The following is a 17583-nucleotide window of genomic DNA, read 5'->3' on the forward strand; positions in this document are numbered from 1 at the left end:
TAGGTCGGTGCCAAATCTTCTAAAAGCCCCACTCAGCTATGAGTAGGGGCTTTTTTCGTATACAAGACTTTTTGAGGGGAGTCAATGGCTATAGCCATCAGCCGCAGAAAATCAGGATCATATTATCGATTACGACTAACAATTGGTTCATCCTAACACTACAACTGATCCTTTCTGATTTCCGTTTTATCAAGTGTGTTTAAGATTATTCATAATAACTACTATCCACCAATCTCCAGCTACTAACCGCTAATCTCTAATCCTCAATTTCTTTAGTCCTTCGGCTAATACTTTTTAGGATCAATATAAGATGGTGTAAATCTTCATCGGATCGGGCTTCGCCAAATAGTTGTATCTTTTGATACCAGGCTGTGGTATCGGGATTTTGAATAATCACCTGTGTGAAATAATGGTTATTGCAATGTTTAATATCCAAACTTTCAAGTTTCCCTAAAATCAAAATCTTTTGTTTAATTACAAGGCAGTCATCCGGATAAACGTTATCATTAGGGAAATTACCAAGGTATATTCCACCTTTTGGTGATAAAGTATCCCGGTTGTTTTTGGGTACGAATATAAATCCTAAATAGTCTGTACCTTTTTGTTTAGTGAGTTTATAATTCCCGGGGATAGAAATAGTTAAGTTACTCCTATCAAGACCAACCTTTCTAAGTGTGGTGTCAGTGACAATATTATGTTGAATATAGGCTGGTCTGTGCAGATAGTTATTCTTTTGGAAACTGAATACAGCAGAAAGACAAGTAGTAAGCAACAACAGGGATTTTACATTCATTCACTAAGTTGCTCATTTGTAATGAATAATAAAACTACTTGATCCTGTATAATTCCCAGTCAGGTGTTTCATATACCTTTTGCACCAGCATGCCTGAGTCATTGCTGCGCATAAAACTAAAGTAAGTATTGTTAAGCTGGGTATAGCCTTTGGTGGGATTAGATGGGCTGGCCACTAATATGTAACTTACATAGCCACGTGGGGTTTCAATCGCGGTTAAAAACTTGTCCTGGTAAGGCATTACCAGTTTTTGTATATCATTGGTAAACGCAGCTATCGGATAGGCAATGGCATCATCCATCATTACCAGGCTATTAGCAGGCAGGGTATTGATATAATCAGCAATGTCCTTATTCTCATCTTGATCGTGGTTTTGCAGCGGCTTACGTAACATGGCTATAAATGTTTGTTCATCATTAATTGGCGAACGACTTAAAAAGTAATAGCCTGTAAATAATTGTACGCACATGCCGATACCCATCAATATTTTCAGCATCCTTTTATTTCTGAAGGAATCGATCCTGAAAATAATACACATCAGCGCCAGTATAATAAACATTAAGTAAAACTGATGCGCAAGATAGATCTTATCATATTTAAGCCTTAAAAACTCAATAAAGGCAAAGGGTGTAAGTAAGGTTAAGGCCTGGTAAGTGTTTTGCCTGTACATGTATAGTGCAAGCAATATCAGCGGACTATACATGATCATTTTTAATGATAACAGCACAGCCGAATCAGGCATTTTATAGGTGGTGCTATTGGTAACCTGATCCACATTTATTTTATCGGCCAGTACATTCCAGGTGGCGTAGGGGCTTTCAATAAAATAATTCAGATCGTTAGCGTGGGTCAAATTCAGTAGCTTATAGCAAATAATAGATGCTATAGGTAATATAAAGATGATCACATATAAAGCAAAGGTTTTGCTGATGAGCTTACGCCTTAATGATGGGTTATTGAAACTCAAAAACAGCCTGAATATGGATTCCTTTTCGCTTAGGTTAAGGCTCTTTAGTGTAATAGATAATATCAGCGGAATAAAAAACAGCGTTAACCATATAAAGCGGTAATCACAAAAAGTAAGCGTAACCAGGCATATACTTGCTAACGATACATGGTAAGTGGTGTTTGACCTGTAAAATTTAAGGATGTTCAAAAAGAACAGGTAAAAGAATGCCAAAACAAGGTACAGGCTTTTGCCGGCCGTGGCAGCATAAAGCATTCCCGGATGGAAAATAAACAATAACAGCAGTAACGCCAGGTAAAAGTTATCCTTAACATGCTTTAAAAGGGTAGAAGCTATCAGGTAAAATAATATGGCTGTACCTATTGCTGACGCGATAACCGGTGCAAGTAGCGCATTGATCTTAGTAAAAATAATGGTGGAATAAAACGGGATGATCGGGGCCGTTAATCCCATCACCTTTAAGCGGTTACCTAAGCCTTCAAAAACAATTTTTGATTTTTCGATATAAAAAAGCGCTTCCGCGTTGTAGTAACCCAGCTTATTAAAATAGATACCCAGCACCAGGTAGTAAGCAGCTAATAACAGGGTTAGCAGTAAAAGTAATGTTGGCTTTTTTATCATTTTACAACGTTAACCGGACTGCTCATTTTACTTAAACCATGATTGGTTTTTTCCCAGTAAAACGGATTTACAATTAATTGATAAAGGCCTTTATATGCGGCTATGGAGTGCAGCATCCAGTATATAGGGTTGGCCACGGCAAATAATATCAGCTCATAAAACCTGCGTTTAAATACCGCCATCATATTTACATAGATCATCAGGATATTGCCCACCATCAGGTTAAAGATGGACATGAACAATACCCAGTCCGGAAACAAAGTGCGGATGGTTGACAGATCAAATAAAATGTAGTTTAAAAATATGATGAGCAGCAGTGGGTACACTAAAAAAGTGATCGGCGTTGCACCGATAAAAAAGCTGAACCCTAAAAAGCCCTTTAAACCGATCTTCTTGTACAATGCTATAGGGTCGCGCATGTGTACCAGGTAGGTTTGCATATAGCCCTTTATCCACCGGGAACGCTGGCGTATCCAGTTGATCGGTTCGTTATTGGCTTCCTCGTAGGTAGTAGAGTTAACCACCGCGATTTTGTACCCCTTGGCATAAGCACGTACACCCAGGTCGGCATCCTCTGTTACATTAAATGGATCCCATGCGCCCAGCTCAATCAGGTTTTCCATTTTAAAATGATTACTGGTGCCACCCAATGGGATAGGAATATCAAGGGTATCTAAACCCGGCAGCATATAATCAAACCAGTACGAATATTCTAAGGTGAACATTCGGGTCAGGAAGTTCTCATTACGGTTAAAGTAGTTTAGGGAGCATTGCACGCAAATAAAATTATCGGGCATTTTGTTGAATAAGGCCACTACTTTTTTAAGCTGGTCTGTATCCGGAATATCCTCCGCATCGTAAATGGTTAAAAAGGTTCCGCGCGAAAAGTGCAGGCCGTAATTGCAGGCCTTTGGTTTTGTTTTAGGCATGTGAAAGGGTACCACAATTACCTCAAACGTTGCCGGGAAGTCAAGATTACGTACTGCGTTCAGCGTTTTGTCATCATCTTCCTCAATCAGGAGTTTAATGTCCAGTTGCTCGCGTGGGTAATCGATACTTTGCAGGTTCCATATCAATTTCTTGATCAGTTTATCCTCTTTGTAAACCGGCAGGTGAATGGTGTAAACAGGTAGATCCTCAACTACTACGTCGCGCACTTCCTGGTTGGTTACTGCCTGGTGCAGTTCAAACCTCGACCCAACCAAGGCCAAAAACAGCTTAAACGAAATGGCCACCAAAAAAAAGGAACTCAGTATTACGTTGATGGTGATAGAGGTATTCTTAAAATTCAATACCAGCCCAACAGCGACTATCGCTACTAAAGAGAATAGGAAAATGAGTTGTTTTGATGTGAAAGTAACCCGCGCAGAGTTGGCCGGATCACGGTGCATTAATTCAAACACGGCCGATTTTACATACTTTTCACCCAATAAACGGTGGCTCATCCAGGTGATGTCCAGGTCGGATGCCATGATAATCTCCGGTTCCAGGTCATAAGTAAAACGTACAAAATCTATAAAAAGCTGATCGGATGGATCAGCCATAAGCGTTACCAGCCTGCCGTCCTGTACACGCAAAGGTAAAGCCACATGGTCATTAGCCAGTTTAAGTTCTATTTTGCTCAGTATCTCTTTATCGTATTCCTCTTCGCGTACTTCATTAAGCGGGTAGCCGGCATTAATAAGGGAGCGCTCATAGTTTTTACGGGATATATAGCCGAAGTTAAGAGCCACCTTTATAAACGCCTGCCCCAGTTTTGCCGAAAGCTTTTCAATGTTCTCGCGGTCGGCAGGGGTAATAAAGCCGTCGGTAATAAGTAGCTCAGCAACAGAGGTTATCATCTATATAAGGTTAGCCCTGCTTTAGCGTTAATGCTAAAGCAGGGCGATAAAGGAATAATATTATTCGTTAAACAGATCCTGTGAGCTTTGTACCCTCGACCGCACGTACAGGAATGATACGAGGATCAATATTAAAATACCTAATAACACGTACAGGTTATAGTTTTCCCAAAACTGGGCTAAACCGCTCTTGGTGTCAACATACTCCAGGTTCTCGCTTGATTTATTGATGTTGAACAGGTATTTATTGGTATTAACATCAGATATACATACGTTGCTTGACAGGGTTGACAATTGCTCGGTAATGGAGCGGGCAACAGCTAAAAACGCTTCTGCCGGATGCTTGCCTGTCGCGGTGAGTACCAGAGTAGCGTTATTGCTGCGGCCATAAAATATTTGAGCGAGGCCGGTAGATACACTGTCAGACAGAGAGTAAACCACCTTGTTATTATCCGCGTTATACAGGCGGAATTTTTGGTTGAACTTTATGGGCGCATCCGGAAACTCATTCATCAAAGGGTCTACTGTTGAAAGCAGGGCTACAACATTAAACTTTTTCAGATCGCCAGGTTGTACTTCATCCGAATACACGATCTCCGGAAAGTTGTTGGCGTTGATGTTATTATTCAGCTCGTAAATAATTTCGCCTAAGGCCGCCGCAGCATGCTTGGCGTAGTTGCGGCTTACCACAAGGCGTGTTGAGCCGCTGTTAAATGCCTCAGGATACTGGTAAAAACTCAGATCGTTAGTAATGAACGGATTTTTTGAGGCCAGGTATGATTTATCAACGTCAATTTCACAAAAGAAGTTGGTAAAGCTGTTTTGGCAGTTGCCGCTGTTAGGGTAAAACCTGAATTCGGCCTCCAGCGTATTATATTTATGGTGCTGATAGCGGTTTATAGTAACGGCTGTATTTAACTTGCCCGATGCATCCAGCTTTTCACTGCTGATCAGCAGGCCGTTTAAGTAAACATTAAAAAAGCCGCGGTCGCCGGGGTTAAGGCTGCTGTATATGCCTGAAAAATGAATCTCGACTTCCTTCGGGGTAAAACTAAAATCGCTGTTTTTAAAATTGTAAACTGTTTTTAACGAACCGATGCCCGACATAAAAGTGCTGGTACCACCTACCTGTTTAAGCGATAGCTTAGAGCGGCTCTCATCAACATTCTGAAAAAAGCTGTTCTCGGCATTATTGATCAGCAGGTAATCACCATAAGTTGAATTAAGAATGTTCATGTTACCCAAAGCGGTGATCGCCTTTTCGTAACCGGGGCTGTCGCCGCCTGAAACAAACAGTATTTCATTAGGCACCACACTGGTTGATACTGTTTTAACCGCCGTTAGCTTTCCGCGTACATCAACCATATTGGTTACGGTATCAGTAAGGCTGGTAATGGCTTTGTGCAGGTAAAATAAACCCTGGCCACCCTGTGGGTTAACCTTGATCAGCCGGCGCTGTGCCTCGGGCATCTGGTTAATATCGCCCACCATGATGTAGTTTTTGATGCTATCCGGTACATGGCCGGCCTCGTATACATGTATTTCTTTTGATTGATTCCTTTTTAACCTCGAGTAAGCCCAGGCTACCGCCTTTAAATCATGCAGTGATGGGTTTGCCGGGTAAACAATGGCGCGTTTTGATTCAAAGCAATTGCTGATATTTACGTTATTAAAAAAATTCTTATTGCTTTTAACCAAAGAGAGATACGAGTAGCCTTTTATCTTGATCCACATGGCCGGGTTATCCAGGTCGCGGCATTTATCGTCAGATATGGTTAACAGGGTTTTTACCTGTACCTTCAGGTACTTTTCAGGAGAAAGATCAGCCCGTGAAAGGTTGATCACTATTTTTTGAAGAGAATCCTTAGTTAATCTCGAGCTGATTATCGGCTGATCATTGATCAGGATATTGATAAAGGAATGATCCTTGATCAGTGCCTGCGATGGTTCAAAATACAGCACCAGTTTACTGCCATTCATTTCAACCAGCGGACTGATCCTCAAAAAGTACGACGAAGCGCCGCTCATGCCGTAAATAGCATTATCAGGATGGCCCATTGATTTGAACGACACAACACTTTGCGCTTTTGTAAAGGTTGATAGTGCAAGCAAAAGAACTAAGAAGGTAAAAACTCTCTTCATTGGTGGTATATTAATTTATAACGTAAAATTCTACTCTGAAATAGTTGCCATTATCATCACTGCGATAGTAAATATCGCCGCCCATCTCCAGGGTCATTAGTTTGGCTATGGAGAGGCCAAGGCCAAGCCTGCTCTCTTGTACCGAACCAACATCATTTAATGTTTTCAATTTATTAAACATCATGTCAAGCTCCTGCTGGCCAATGGCTATGCCTTCATCAATTATTTCAAAAACGAATTTTTGGCGTTGAAGGCTGGTAACTACTTTAATGTTGTTATTGGTTTGCGAAAATTTAATGATGTTTGATAAAAGGTTTTGAAATACCTGCCCTGTAAATACCCTGTCGAGCTTTACATTTAGCGGAAGTTTAAGTATGTTATCAATCAGGTGGATGTTTTTCATGTGGGCAGTTTCCTGCAAGCCCTTAAACACGTATTGCACTTCCTGATTGGCATCAAATATCTCTAGGTTAAACTTAATTTCCGGCGATGAGATCTCTTTAACATCCATCAGTTTGTTAAGCAGGTACTGCATCTTCTCGGCCGACTCGGTGATGTAGCCAACAAATTCCTTTTGATCGTTGCTCAGGCGGTAGTCTTCTTCCTTAACCATGTTATTGCTCATGATGATGGAGCCTATCAGGTTTTTCAGATCGTGCCCGGCAATATTGATAAAGCTGTTCTTCTGCTCGTCGAGTTTACGCAACTGATCGTACTGCATATCAATAATGTTGTTCTTCTCGTTAATATCCTGGTACTGGCTTTTTAATTGCGCGTTTGATTTTTCGATCAGTATCTGTGCCTGTACTTCGCGGGTAAGTACCTTGTACCGCGCATGCGGAATTATGGTTGATATAATAACGATCACAAAAAAGAACTGCCCACCATTATTTACCAGCAGATCAATAGTATACTCGCTAAACAGGTTAAAAAATATAGCCAGGAACAGAAAGGCGGCTAACGCCTGAATAATAGAATTTAGCGATTCCCAAAATACCTGTAAATTAAAAAACAGGATGATGGCGGCATAAAGCAAAAAATATATGTTAATGGCCTCGATACTAACCAGGTTGCATAATAAGGCCGTGGTTAATGATATGATGAATATAGCGATATGCAGTAGTATGCGGTAATCCTGCTTACGTGTTTGAAAAACATTGTAAAGCATGTAGATGATAAAGACCGAGGTTAAGCGTACTATTAAAAAGCTTATCCAAAGCTGGTTGGCATAAATAAAATCAACAATGCTAAAAAGAGGATAAAGAAAAATGACCGTCCAGATAATGATATTTGTTTGATACCAGGCCTTTTTTAATACCTCTTTCGAGAATTCCTCTTTAGTGATCTTTAAAAACATTATGCAGTTAATTGATTAGGGCGGCAGGTTTAGTAATTCTTTGTTGTTTTAAAGCATCACTGGCTAACAGCCGGGAGTTAACAGTTGCACAATTACAAAAAGCAAACCAATGGGACGTGCCTGAAGCTGTTGCAGAAGGGGCTTAATACTCTACGTAAATTTAAGCAACCCGAAATAGCTAAACGCTAAAAGCGATGTTATGCATTTTGGAATGGCAGAGGTGCTTAACGTTTAGCTAAAAAGGCGTTTTTAGGCGGTTTTTAAATTTCTATCAAAACTAAAACAGATAAAAGGTGTTACTCAACCGGAGCCTTATTAGATTTATAATTAATCACAATTTATTTTTAATGTATAATAATGCCTTGTAAGTTGTATAACTAAAGTTCTACAGCCTTGGGTATTTATTGGGGTAAAATTTCCATACTGTGCGGAAATATTTACCTGATATTTAAATTGTGCTTTATATTTAGGTGTTGGTAACCTTAATCGCTAAAAATGATCCTGATCACAACGCTTTAAAACATATTATAACTAAGTTTAATTTAGTTAACTTTGAGCCCTAATAAATACGTATGAGATATTTTGAAGAAAAACGGAAGGAAGTAATGACGCATATTGAAAAATTCATGCTCGAAAAGATGCATGATTTTTTAAAGCCGATTGACACCATTTGGCAACCGACTGATTTTTTACCGGATTCTTCAAGAGATACTTTTTTTGATGAGATCAAAGAACTGCAGGAAAGTGCGCAAGGGTTATCTTATGATCTTATAGCAGTATTGATTGGTGATACCATTACCGAAGAGGCGTTGCCTACTTATGAGTCATGGTTAACCATGGTTGAAGGCGTATCAAGAGACGAAGAAGGTGGCTGGATGAAATGGACCCGCTACTGGACTGCCGAAGAAAACCGTCACGGTGATCTGCTAAACAAATACTTATACCTTTCGGGCCGCGTAAATATGCGCATGATGGAAATATCAACCCAGTACCTTATTGCTGATGGTTTTGATATTGGCACCGGTGCCGATCCTTACCGCAATTTTATATATACCTCTTTCCAGGAGTTGGCAACCAACGTATCTCACCGCCGTGTAGCATCTCAGGCCAAAAAATACGGTGATACACTGCTTTCAAAAATGTGTGGTGTTATCGCATCAGACGAGGCTCGCCATGCCAAGGCTTACAAATACTTTATCGAAAAAATATTCGAAGTGGATGCAAGCGAGGCGATGCTGGCTTTTGAAGATATGATGCGCAAAAAGATTGTAATGCCTGCACACTTTTTACGTGAGGTGGGGCTTAAAATAGGCCAAACCTTTGGCCACTTTACTGATGCCGCGCAACGCCTGGGTATTTATACCGCTGTTGACTATGTAGACATCCTGAAGGAACTGATTGATGACTGGCATATTGAAAGCGTTACAGGCCTTAATGCCGAAGCTGAAAAAGCCCGTGACTACATCATGAAATTACCGGATCGTTTGTTACGCGTGGCCGACCGGATGAAAAACCCGATGCTCGAATATAAATTCAGTTGGATAAATGGTTAGATTTGTGGTGCGGTAGCACCCAGATGCTCAACAAACAGGCCATCTAAAACGGATTCAAGCGTAAGTACGTTCACATCATCAACATAATGTTCTGATTTTGCTACCTCCAGCGTATTGCTGCCGATGGATGTCAGCCTGAATAAAAAGCCTTCGTAAAGGTCTGGCTTTTGTATGTCTATGCTTTGGCCGTTCATCACCAGGTCAAAACCGATCTCTTCATTCCGGTGCTCACGGAAGCGTTCGTTCAAATTCGCTTTTAAATAATTATATAAGTCATCAACCAATAATGGCTTTGTGGTGTTAATAATTTTCATAACCGGTACTTAACGGGTAGTTTTAATGTTGTTAATACAACCTTGTACTTGTTTATAATGTTTTATTTTAAACCACTGCTTTTATGAACTACAAATTATTAGGCCGCTCGGGCTTAAAAGTGTCTGAACTTTGTTTAGGTACCATGGGTTTTGGTACCGAGGCCGGTTGGGGTGCCGATAAGGACACCAGCTTTGCCATTATGGATACCTTTGCCAATGCCGGCGGCAATTTTATTGATACGGCCAACATCTATAAATTAGGCACCAGCGAAAAAATAATAGGCGAGTATATAAGCAATCACGATCGTGATTATTTTGTGCTGGCTACCAAGTACACCTTGCTGGATAACCGGACCAACCCCAATGCATCCGGCAACAGCCGTAAAAACATGATGCGCAGTGTGGAGGAAAGCCTTAAACGCTTGCAAACTGATTTTATTGATGTGCTTTACCTGCATATATGGGACAACATTACGCCGATTGATGAAGTTTTGCGCGGCCTGGACGACCTGGTGAAGCAAGGTAAAATTAACTATGCGGCCATTAGCGATACCCCGGCCTGGGTTGTGGCCAAAGGTAACACCCTTGCCGAGTTGATGGGCTGGAGCCAGTTTATTGCCCTGCAAATTGAATACAGCCTGTTACAGCGCACACCCGAGCGCGAACTGATACCGATGGCCAAGCACTTCGCAATGACGGTTACGCCGTGGGCGCCCTTAGCCGGGGGCGCTTTAACCGGTAAATACCTGCGTGGTGAACAGGGGCGTATCAAGGCTGAAAGCAAGCGGCTGGACGATAACAGTATTATCATTACAAAAAAGGTGGTTGAGATAGCTGATGAGCTTGGCGTAGCACCGGGCAATGTAGCCCTGGAGTGGACGCGCCGTCAGGGTTTTTCATCTATACCCATTGTGGGTGCCACCAAGGTAAGCCAGCTACAGGAAAACCTGAAGGTGACCGACGTGGTACTGACAGACGCGCATTTGAAAGCCTTGGATGAGGTTAGCGCGGTGCCGCTTGGTTTTCCCGGCGACTTTTTTAATGAGGATGCCGTAAAGCTCAATTCATTTGGTGGGTTTTATGATAGGGTTGAAAAAAGATAATCAAAATAATTCAAGCCTGTGAATTTCGCGTATAGTGTATGTTTAACACTGTAAAATAAGGTAACAGGTAGTTAATTTAGTATCTGTAAAGTATATTTTTAAAAAATAAATCACTGTAATTCATCAGGTTAAAATGAATTTGATAGGTTAGTATATTATTTCGCATTTAGGTGCGTTATAATGCTATGTAAGTTCAATTCTTACATATGTGATAAGGTTTAGGTTGAGAGTCCCCGGGCAGCGAGTGCAAGGGGGCTCTTATTTTTTTAGTATACTTGAAACCTTGTTTAACTATCTGCATGTCCGAACTGAAACTCAAACTCCATACTCTTTGCTTAAATTATGTACAACAGCGCATTAACAATGCCGAGTATGCCATAGCCGAAGCCCAGCAATCCGCCAATTACGAAACTAAAAGCAGCGCCGGCGATAAATATGAAACCGGCCGTGCCATGATGCAGCAGGAAACCGACCGTAACCTGGCTCAGTTAAATGAGGCTAATAAGTTAAAAGTAGTATTGAACCGTTTAAGTACCGCGTTAAGTACCACCGGCATAGCCGATGCAGGCAGCGTGGTGATCACCAATAACGGCAATTTTTATATTTCCATAAGCGCGGGTGTGCTTAATTTAGATGGCGTACCCTATATAGCGGTATCAGCCGCGTCGCCTATAGGCTATTTGTTAAAGGGTAAGCAGAAAGGCGACAGCATTACCCTAAACGGGAAAAATTACACTATCGAGAAAATATACTAAGTAACTTTAACCCGGATGTATATAAAACAGCAAAGGCGGTTCATCTCTGAGCCGCCTTTGCTGTAATTGAATATTATTATCTAAATCAGTTTTTCTTGTAGATCACTTTTGCTGATACATTGTAAAAGCGTGTGCTGTCACTGTCCGGTTCGTAACGGGTAGCGTATTTAACGATCTCTGTTTTCCCTTGTAATGCGGTTTGTTTGGTTATGGCTTGTTCTGCCGACTCATACTCTTTATAAAAAGTGAATTTGCGCTCAAACCTAACATTAACTACAGTTTTACCGGCAATGGTAGTATCGGTAACCGTTTTTACAAACTGGTGAAGGTTGTTTGATTTCCAGTTTTTAACCGTTGTACCCCATTGGGTAACGGTTGTATAGTCAAGTCCATCTAACGCGGTGCCGGTATAATCTTCATTAAACATGATATACCAGGCTTTGCTGTAACGATCCTTATCAATAAGCAAATGCGCTTTTTGGTTATATACCAGGTTCAGTTTGCTGCCATCAACGCTGGTTGTAATAGTTTGTACCGGCGTTTCAAATATTACCGGTGTTACAGTTAATGAGGCTACAAGTTTCTTATCTTCTTCAGTCGCAGGCTTGGTAACTGTTTCTTCGTTCGGTATGTTCGGGTCAGGCAAATCATCGTTAAGCTTTTTGCAGCTTGCAAATGCAACGATAATTAATGCGCTTACAATTAATCTTTTCATACCCCAAGCAATCCAATTATGAGTCCAATGCCCGGCAAACGCATAATTTTCTTTTGGCATGGCATGATTATATAAAAGCGATATTTTTTTGATTTTTTTAACTACCTCAAAGGAATTTTCTTTCTAAATTAAATATTGCTATAGTTTTAATAACCATAAAGAAATGTTTGATGTGATGTCAAAAATATCTCAAACAAAAAAAGTTTAAAATAAATGTAACTTAATTTATCCCCTATCGTATAACGAAATTGCTTTTACAAAATGCGGGTAAATATTTCATCATGTGAGCAAAATATGTGGAATAATTTACCCGTTTTTGCTAAATTGATTTGCCAAATATTAGCTATATTGGCTATCCAATTATACTCCGCTTATGTTAAATAAATCAATTATAGCTATCGCGCTGTTGTTTTCGGCAACGCTATGCCAGGCTAAGGTTATATTACCGGCTTGCTTTACCAATGATATGGTTTTGCAGCAAAAAAGCAAAGTAAACCTATGGGGAAAGGCCAATGCCGCTAAAAATTTGACAATTATAACCTCATGGAACAAAAAAGCTTACAACGTTAAGCCGGATGCTGCCGGAAACTGGAAAGCCAAAGTCGAAACGCCTACTTATGGCGGCCCGTATACCATCACATTTAACGATGGTGAGCAAACTGAATTAAAAAATATACTGATAGGCGAAGTGTGGGTATGCTCCGGCCAGTCAAACATGGAAATGACACCTACTGGTATGTACGGCGATATTTTAAACTATGAGCAAGAAAAGGCCGCCGCCAATTACCCGCAGATACGGATGCTTAAAATAGAGAATAGCACCAATATAAAGCCGCAAACCGAAGTTAAAACCCGCGGCGACTGGCAAATATGCACGCCGGTAACCTTCCCTAAATTTTCGGCAGTGGCTTACTTTTTCGCACGTAATTTGTACCAAAGCAACCATGTGCCGATAGGTATTATCAACACTACCTGGGGTGGCACCATTGCCGAGGCCTGGACAAGCGGCGATGCCCTGAAACAGATGCCCGCTTTTCAAAAACCTGTGGCCGATATGGAAAGTAGTCCGGATGAGCAGGAACTGATGGCACGTTATGACGCACAGCTAAAACAGTGGATGGGTATGATCGTCAAAAAAGATCCCTCATACAGCAACGGTAAATTACCATGGATAGAAAACACCTACAATGATGCCGCCTGGAAAACTATCAAGGTGCCGGGTTTTTGGGAAGCAGCCGGTTTGCCGAATTTCGATGGTGTAATAGGCTTTCGTAAAGTGATTGATGTGCCTGCCGCCTGGGCTGGTAAGGATCTGGTATTAAACCTAGGTAGTTTGGATGATATAGATGTTACCTGGTTTAACGGCACCGAGGTTGGGCATAACGAGGTGTTTTATGCTAACCGCAGTTATACAATACCCGGTAAGCTGGTAAAGGCCGGGCAAAATGTAATTGCCGTACGTGTGTTTGATACCGGCGGTAACGGTGGTTTTGATAACAAGGCGGTTAACATAGCCCCGGTTGGTGATGCCGCCGCGGCCATTGATCTGGCGGGTGAGTGGAAGTATAACATCATCAATAAAATGAGTGATATGCCGCCCATGCCTTATCGTCCGGATGGGCCGAACCGCCCGACTGTGTTATATAATGCCATGGTGAACCCTATTATAAATTATACTATAAAAGGTGCTATTTGGTACCAGGGCGAAAGTAATGCCGACAAGGCCTACCAATACCGTACGTTGTTTCCGCTCATGATCAATAACTGGCGCGCCAAATGGGGGCAGGGCAACTTTCCTTTTTATTTTGTGCAACTAGCCGCTTTCATGCCTAAAGATAAAATGCCTGTTGAATCGGCCTGGGCTGAGTTGCGAGAGGCACAGTTGCTAACCCTAAAGCAGCCTAATACCGGTATGGCCGTAACTATTGATATAGGCGATGCGAACAATATTCACCCGGCTAACAAGCAGGAGGTAGGCCGCCGGTTGGCGCTGATAGCCCGTGCTAATAACTATGGCCAAAAGGTAAATTACTCAGGCCCGGTATATACCTCGGCTAAAGCGAACGGTAAAGTTATGGAGCTAACCTTCGGTAACGCTGCCGGACTAAAAGCAAAAGGCGATAAACCAACAGGCTTCGCCATTGCCGGTGCCGATAAAAAATTCTATTGGGCCGATGCCAAAATTGAAGGCAACAAAGTAATAGTAAGCAGTGCCGAAGTAACCGCGCCGGTAGCCGTGCGATATGGTTGGGCCAATAACCCGGATTGCAATCTGTACAATGCTGATGATCTGCCTGCATCACCTTTCCGTACGGACGACTGGCAAGGCATCACTTTCGGTAAAGAATAAATAGTTGTTAAAGTACAGCAGCTATATTACCTGCTGTACCGCATTACCCTAACCAACTGGCGGTGCCTTTTGGCGGCGTAATAATCATTGGTTACCAGTATGGCGTGTATTACGCCCGGTATCCAAAAAAACAGGGTAAGTATTATACTCAGTATACATGCGCCTAAACGCCCTGTTGTAAATACAGCGAGCGGTGGCAGTATGATGCAAAGGAAGTAACGCATGGTGTTTATTATTTATAGTTATATGACGCTGCCACCGCCGAATTGTTACAATAGGCTAATTGAATTGCAGCAAAAATGCCGACCCTTTGCCTTCAACCGATTGTACCTTAATGCTGCCCTTATGCAGCAGCATAATTTGCTTGCAAAGGCTTAGCCCGATACCGCTGCCTGTTTTACGGGTGCTAAAGAATGGGATAAATATCTTGTCAAGCAGTTCGGGAGGCATACCGATGCCGTTGTCGGATATTTTCAGGATGATCTTGTTATTTGCTGTAGTTTCGGCAGATAGGGTGATCACCGGTTCCTTTTGATCTTTAACCGCCTCAATGGCGTTTACCAGCAGGTTGATCAGCACCTGCTCGATCAGGTTGATATCTACCTCAATGGCCAGCGACAGATCGCGCAGAATGATGTCCAGCTCAATGTTCTTTTTCTCTAAGGATGGCAGCATCAGGTTGTTCAGATTCTCGAACAAGTCGCATACCAGTACTTTCTCCAGGTCGAGCTTGGTTATCTTGTTCAGGTTACGGTAGCTTTCGGTAAACTTCAATAAACCTTCGCTACGTTTTTTAATGGTATCAATACCCAGTTCCAGATCCTCCAGTTGGCTGCTTACGGGGCTGTTGGCAATCTCCGGGCTTTTTAAGCGGTTTTTCAGAGTATCAGCCAATGATGATATAGGCGCTACCGAGTTCATGATCTCATGCGTCATCACACTCAACAGTTTTTGCCAGGCCTTTGATTCGGTTTCGTCCAGCGCCTCACTCACATTTTGAAAAGCGATCAGTTTATATAGCTTGCCTTCACTCCGCAGTACACTTGCGGTAACCAAAATTTTTACCAGTTGCTGGTTGCGGTTAATGGTGGCTATGTTGCTGTCGCCGGGTTTTAGTTTGATGATGTCGCGGTAAAGCGCTTCCTCGCGTTTCTCTAATGAGTGTATGGATTTTAAGTAGGGGATGCCCAGCAGCTTTTTAAAGGCCTCGTTTATCCAGCCGGTTTCGCCGGTTTCCTCATCGTAAGATAGGATGCCCGTATCCACCAGTTCCAAAATCTTTTGCAGGTAATAATACTGGGTTTCGCGTTCGCGGCTGATGAGTTTAAAGGTGGTGTTAATATCGTTAAAGCCTTTACGCAAAGGTTTTAACTCCTCCGGCGCGCGGTTCACATCAAAGTGCCTCGAAAAATCACGGTAATGTATCGATTCGACAAACTGGCTAACCTCTTGCTGCGCCTTTTGCTGAAAGCGGATAAGGCTAAGCACGCAATAGATTACCGCGGGCGCGGTAATAATCAGGTACATGTAAGTGCCTTTTACCAGCGCAAAGGCGGTAGCCGTAACCGTGATAAACAGGTATGTTACCCATATTACCAGGCGCCATTCGTAACGGTTAAATATCATACTTGCTCAATCTGCGGTACAGGGCTGTACGGGTTAACCCCAACTCCTTAGCGGCACGGGTAATATTGCCACTGTGTTTTTCAATAACGCGGAGTATGGCATTCTTTTCCATCGCGCTCAGCGGAATATTGTCATCGCCCTCGGTGTTTTGCTGGATAGGCGTTTCCAATGATGAAAACAACAGGTCATCAGCGTGCAGCACATCGGTATCGGCCATAATAACCGCACGTTCAATAGAGTATTGCAGCTCGCGCACATTACCGGGAAAGTTATAGGCTTTTAGCTTTTGTAACGCGGCTGCCTCAAAATCCATCGTTGGTTTAAGGTATTTGGTAGCATACATTTTGGCGAAATGGCGGGCCAGCACCACAATATCATTATTGCGCTTGCGCAGCGGCGGCATCGTGATCTCTACGGTATTAATGCGGTAAATCAAATCCTTACGAAAGCGGTTTTCGTTCGCCAGTTCCTGCAAGGGCATATTGGTAGCGCATATCAGCCGGATATCAATATCAATAGGCTTATTGGTACCCAGGCGCGTTACCTGCCGGTTTTGCAGCACGGTTAACAGCTTGGCCTGTTGTTGCAGGGTAATGTTACCAATCTCATCCAAAAACAAGGTGCCGCCATGCGCGTCCTCAAAACGGCCGGGACGATCCTCACGGGCATCCGTATAAGCGCCCTTTTTATGGCCGAACAGTTCGCTCTCAAACAGCGAATCCGTCAGCGCGCCAACATCTACCTTAACAAAAGGCTTGTTGGCTCGTAATGAACGCTCGTGGATGGCTTTGGCCATCAAATCCTTGCCGGTACCATTCTCCCCCAGTATCAGGATATTGGCATCCGTAGGTGCAATCTTATTCACCTTGTGAAAAATGTCCTGCATCATTTCCGAATCGCCCAGTATGTCTGTCGAGCCGGCTTTGCTTTTTACGGGCTTATTGGTTTTGTCGCCTTCCTTTTTATCCAGCAGATCGGTTATGGTGCTGATCAGTTTTTCGTTATGCCAGGGCTTTACAATAAAATCGTTCGCGCCCTCTTTTAATGATCGTACAGCCAGGTCAATATCGCCATAGGCGGTTATCATGATAACGCATACGTTAGGCTTCCACTCCTTTACCTTGCGTAACCAGTAAATACCCTCGTTGCCGGTATTAATGGCACTGTTAAAGTTCATATCAAGCAAAACCAGGTCAACCTGGTTACGCTGTAGCAGCCAGTTCAGGTTTTCAGGATTTTTTTCTGTTATGATCTCCTGTACCTCGGTTTTGAGTAATAGCTTCACCGCGGTCAAAACATCCGGGTCGTCGTCAACGATCAGGATGGTCGCCTTTTTTAATATCATCTGTGCCAATGCTGAATAAGATGTTAAGGTAAATAAAATATCTTTCGCTTGATAATCCTTTAACCCAAAAGCATTGTTTACATGCCGTTTTTAAACTAAAT

General features: G+C 42.3%; 14 protein-coding genes. 4 read left to right on the plus strand and 10 right to left on the minus strand.

Translation table 11 applies throughout. The features are described 5' to 3' along the window. Positions 1-256 precede the first annotated feature (256 nt). Genes AC3WJC_RS00005 through AC3WJC_RS00025 form a run of 5 tightly spaced genes read right to left on the minus strand, consistent with a single transcriptional unit; the run spans position 257 to position 7721 of the window. Positions 257-793, minus strand: coding sequence for a hypothetical protein (locus AC3WJC_RS00005; protein ID WP_492397009.1), 537 nt, complete (start codon positions 791-793; stop codon positions 257-259). 34 nt (positions 794-827) lie between these two features. Next, positions 828-2381 (minus strand): hypothetical protein, encoded by a 1554-nt coding sequence (locus AC3WJC_RS00010; protein ID WP_492397010.1) that lies wholly within the window; start codon positions 2379-2381, stop codon positions 828-830. Then, the gene (locus AC3WJC_RS00015; RefSeq protein WP_492397011.1) at positions 2378-4222 is read right to left on the minus strand and encodes a glycosyltransferase; all 1845 of its coding nucleotides are present in this window, start codon (positions 4220-4222) and stop codon (positions 2378-2380) included. The genes AC3WJC_RS00010 and AC3WJC_RS00015 overlap by 4 nt, the downstream gene beginning before the upstream one ends. 60 nt (positions 4223-4282) lie before the next feature. Beyond that, a complete protein-coding gene (locus tag AC3WJC_RS00020; protein WP_492397012.1) occupies positions 4283-6364 on the minus strand; it encodes a cellulose biosynthesis cyclic di-GMP-binding regulatory protein BcsB in 2082 nt (693 codons plus the stop codon). 10 nt (positions 6365-6374) lie between these two features. Then, on the minus strand, positions 6375-7721 hold the full coding sequence (locus AC3WJC_RS00025) for a sensor histidine kinase (protein WP_492397013.1): 1347 nt from the start codon (positions 7719-7721) through the stop codon (positions 6375-6377). A 572-nt stretch (positions 7722-8293) separates the two neighbouring features. Between AC3WJC_RS00025 and AC3WJC_RS00030 the strand changes: the two genes are divergently transcribed. Beyond that, complete coding sequence (locus tag AC3WJC_RS00030) at positions 8294-9274, plus strand: acyl-ACP desaturase (RefSeq protein WP_492397014.1); 981 nt, start codon at positions 8294-8296, stop codon at positions 9272-9274. Here AC3WJC_RS00030 and AC3WJC_RS00035 read toward each other — a convergent pair. Beyond that, positions 9271-9588: a hypothetical protein gene (locus tag AC3WJC_RS00035; protein WP_492397015.1), complete on the minus strand. Its 318-nt coding sequence runs from the start codon at positions 9586-9588 to the stop codon at positions 9271-9273. The genes AC3WJC_RS00030 and AC3WJC_RS00035 overlap by 4 nt on opposite strands. An 83-nt stretch (positions 9589-9671) precedes the next feature. Between AC3WJC_RS00035 and AC3WJC_RS00040 the strand changes: the two genes are divergently transcribed. Next, entirely contained in the window at positions 9672-10691 is a 1020-nt protein-coding gene (locus tag AC3WJC_RS00040) for an aldo/keto reductase (protein WP_492397016.1), read from the plus strand. Positions 10692-10990: 299 nt separating this feature from the next. After that, positions 10991-11446, plus strand: coding sequence for a 3-oxoacyl-ACP synthase (locus tag AC3WJC_RS00045; protein ID WP_492397017.1), 456 nt, complete (start codon positions 10991-10993; stop codon positions 11444-11446). An 85-nt stretch (positions 11447-11531) separates the two neighbouring features. On the opposite strand, the gene AC3WJC_RS00050 is transcribed toward AC3WJC_RS00045, so the two are convergent. Then, positions 11532-12161: a hypothetical protein gene (locus AC3WJC_RS00050; RefSeq protein ID WP_492397018.1), complete on the minus strand. Its 630-nt coding sequence runs from the start codon at positions 12159-12161 to the stop codon at positions 11532-11534. Positions 12162-12534: 373 nt separating this feature from the next. On the opposite strand from AC3WJC_RS00050, the gene AC3WJC_RS00055 reads away from it, so the two are divergent. Next, positions 12535-14511, plus strand: coding sequence for a sialate O-acetylesterase (locus tag AC3WJC_RS00055; protein ID WP_492397019.1), 1977 nt, complete (start codon positions 12535-12537; stop codon positions 14509-14511). A gap of 26 nt (positions 14512-14537) precedes the next feature. On the opposite strand, the gene AC3WJC_RS00060 is transcribed toward AC3WJC_RS00055, so the two are convergent. From AC3WJC_RS00060 to AC3WJC_RS00070, 3 genes are read right to left on the minus strand one after another with little or no spacing between them, the layout of a single operon-like run. Continuing rightward, the gene (locus AC3WJC_RS00060) at positions 14538-14735 is read right to left on the minus strand and encodes a YqaE/Pmp3 family membrane protein (RefSeq protein WP_492397020.1); all 198 of its coding nucleotides are present in this window, start codon (positions 14733-14735) and stop codon (positions 14538-14540) included. 55 nt (positions 14736-14790) lie between these two features. Continuing rightward, a complete protein-coding gene (locus tag AC3WJC_RS00065; protein WP_492397021.1) occupies positions 14791-16137 on the minus strand; it encodes a sensor histidine kinase in 1347 nt (448 codons plus the stop codon). Continuing rightward, entirely contained in the window at positions 16127-17482 is a 1356-nt protein-coding gene (locus tag AC3WJC_RS00070; protein WP_492397022.1) for a sigma-54-dependent transcriptional regulator, read from the minus strand. Before AC3WJC_RS00070 ends, AC3WJC_RS00065 begins: the two co-directional genes overlap by 11 nt. Between the last annotated feature and the right edge of the window lie 101 nt (positions 17483-17583).

This window comes from Mucilaginibacter sp. FW306-07-L (assembly GCF_058782065.1).

Coding starts and splice junctions, on each gene's coding strand:
- AC3WJC_RS00065 (WP_492397021.1), bottom strand. CDS start 16,137: ATGATATTTAACCGTTACGAATGGCGCCTGGTAATATGGGTAACATAC.
- AC3WJC_RS00040 (WP_492397016.1), top strand. CDS start 9,672: ATGAACTACAAATTATTAGGCCGCTCGGGCTTAAAAGTGTCTGAACTT.
- AC3WJC_RS00010 (WP_492397010.1), bottom strand. CDS start 2,381: ATGATAAAAAAGCCAACATTACTTTTACTGCTAACCCTGTTATTAGCT.
- AC3WJC_RS00035 (WP_492397015.1), bottom strand. CDS start 9,588: ATGAAAATTATTAACACCACAAAGCCATTATTGGTTGATGACTTATAT.
- AC3WJC_RS00070 (WP_492397022.1), bottom strand. CDS start 17,482: ATGATATTAAAAAAGGCGACCATCCTGATCGTTGACGACGACCCGGAT.
- AC3WJC_RS00050 (WP_492397018.1), bottom strand. CDS start 12,161: ATGAAAAGATTAATTGTAAGCGCATTAATTATCGTTGCATTTGCAAGC.
- AC3WJC_RS00060 (WP_492397020.1), bottom strand. CDS start 14,735: ATGCGTTACTTCCTTTGCATCATACTGCCACCGCTCGCTGTATTTACA.
- AC3WJC_RS00015 (WP_492397011.1), bottom strand. CDS start 4,222: ATGATAACCTCTGTTGCTGAGCTACTTATTACCGACGGCTTTATTACC.
- AC3WJC_RS00025 (WP_492397013.1), bottom strand. CDS start 7,721: ATGTTTTTAAAGATCACTAAAGAGGAATTCTCGAAAGAGGTATTAAAA.
- AC3WJC_RS00020 (WP_492397012.1), bottom strand. CDS start 6,364: ATGAAGAGAGTTTTTACCTTCTTAGTTCTTTTGCTTGCACTATCAACC.
- AC3WJC_RS00045 (WP_492397017.1), top strand. CDS start 10,991: ATGTCCGAACTGAAACTCAAACTCCATACTCTTTGCTTAAATTATGTA.
- AC3WJC_RS00030 (WP_492397014.1), top strand. CDS start 8,294: ATGAGATATTTTGAAGAAAAACGGAAGGAAGTAATGACGCATATTGAA.
- AC3WJC_RS00055 (WP_492397019.1), top strand. CDS start 12,535: ATGTTAAATAAATCAATTATAGCTATCGCGCTGTTGTTTTCGGCAACG.
- AC3WJC_RS00005 (WP_492397009.1), bottom strand. CDS start 793: ATGAATGTAAAATCCCTGTTGTTGCTTACTACTTGTCTTTCTGCTGTA.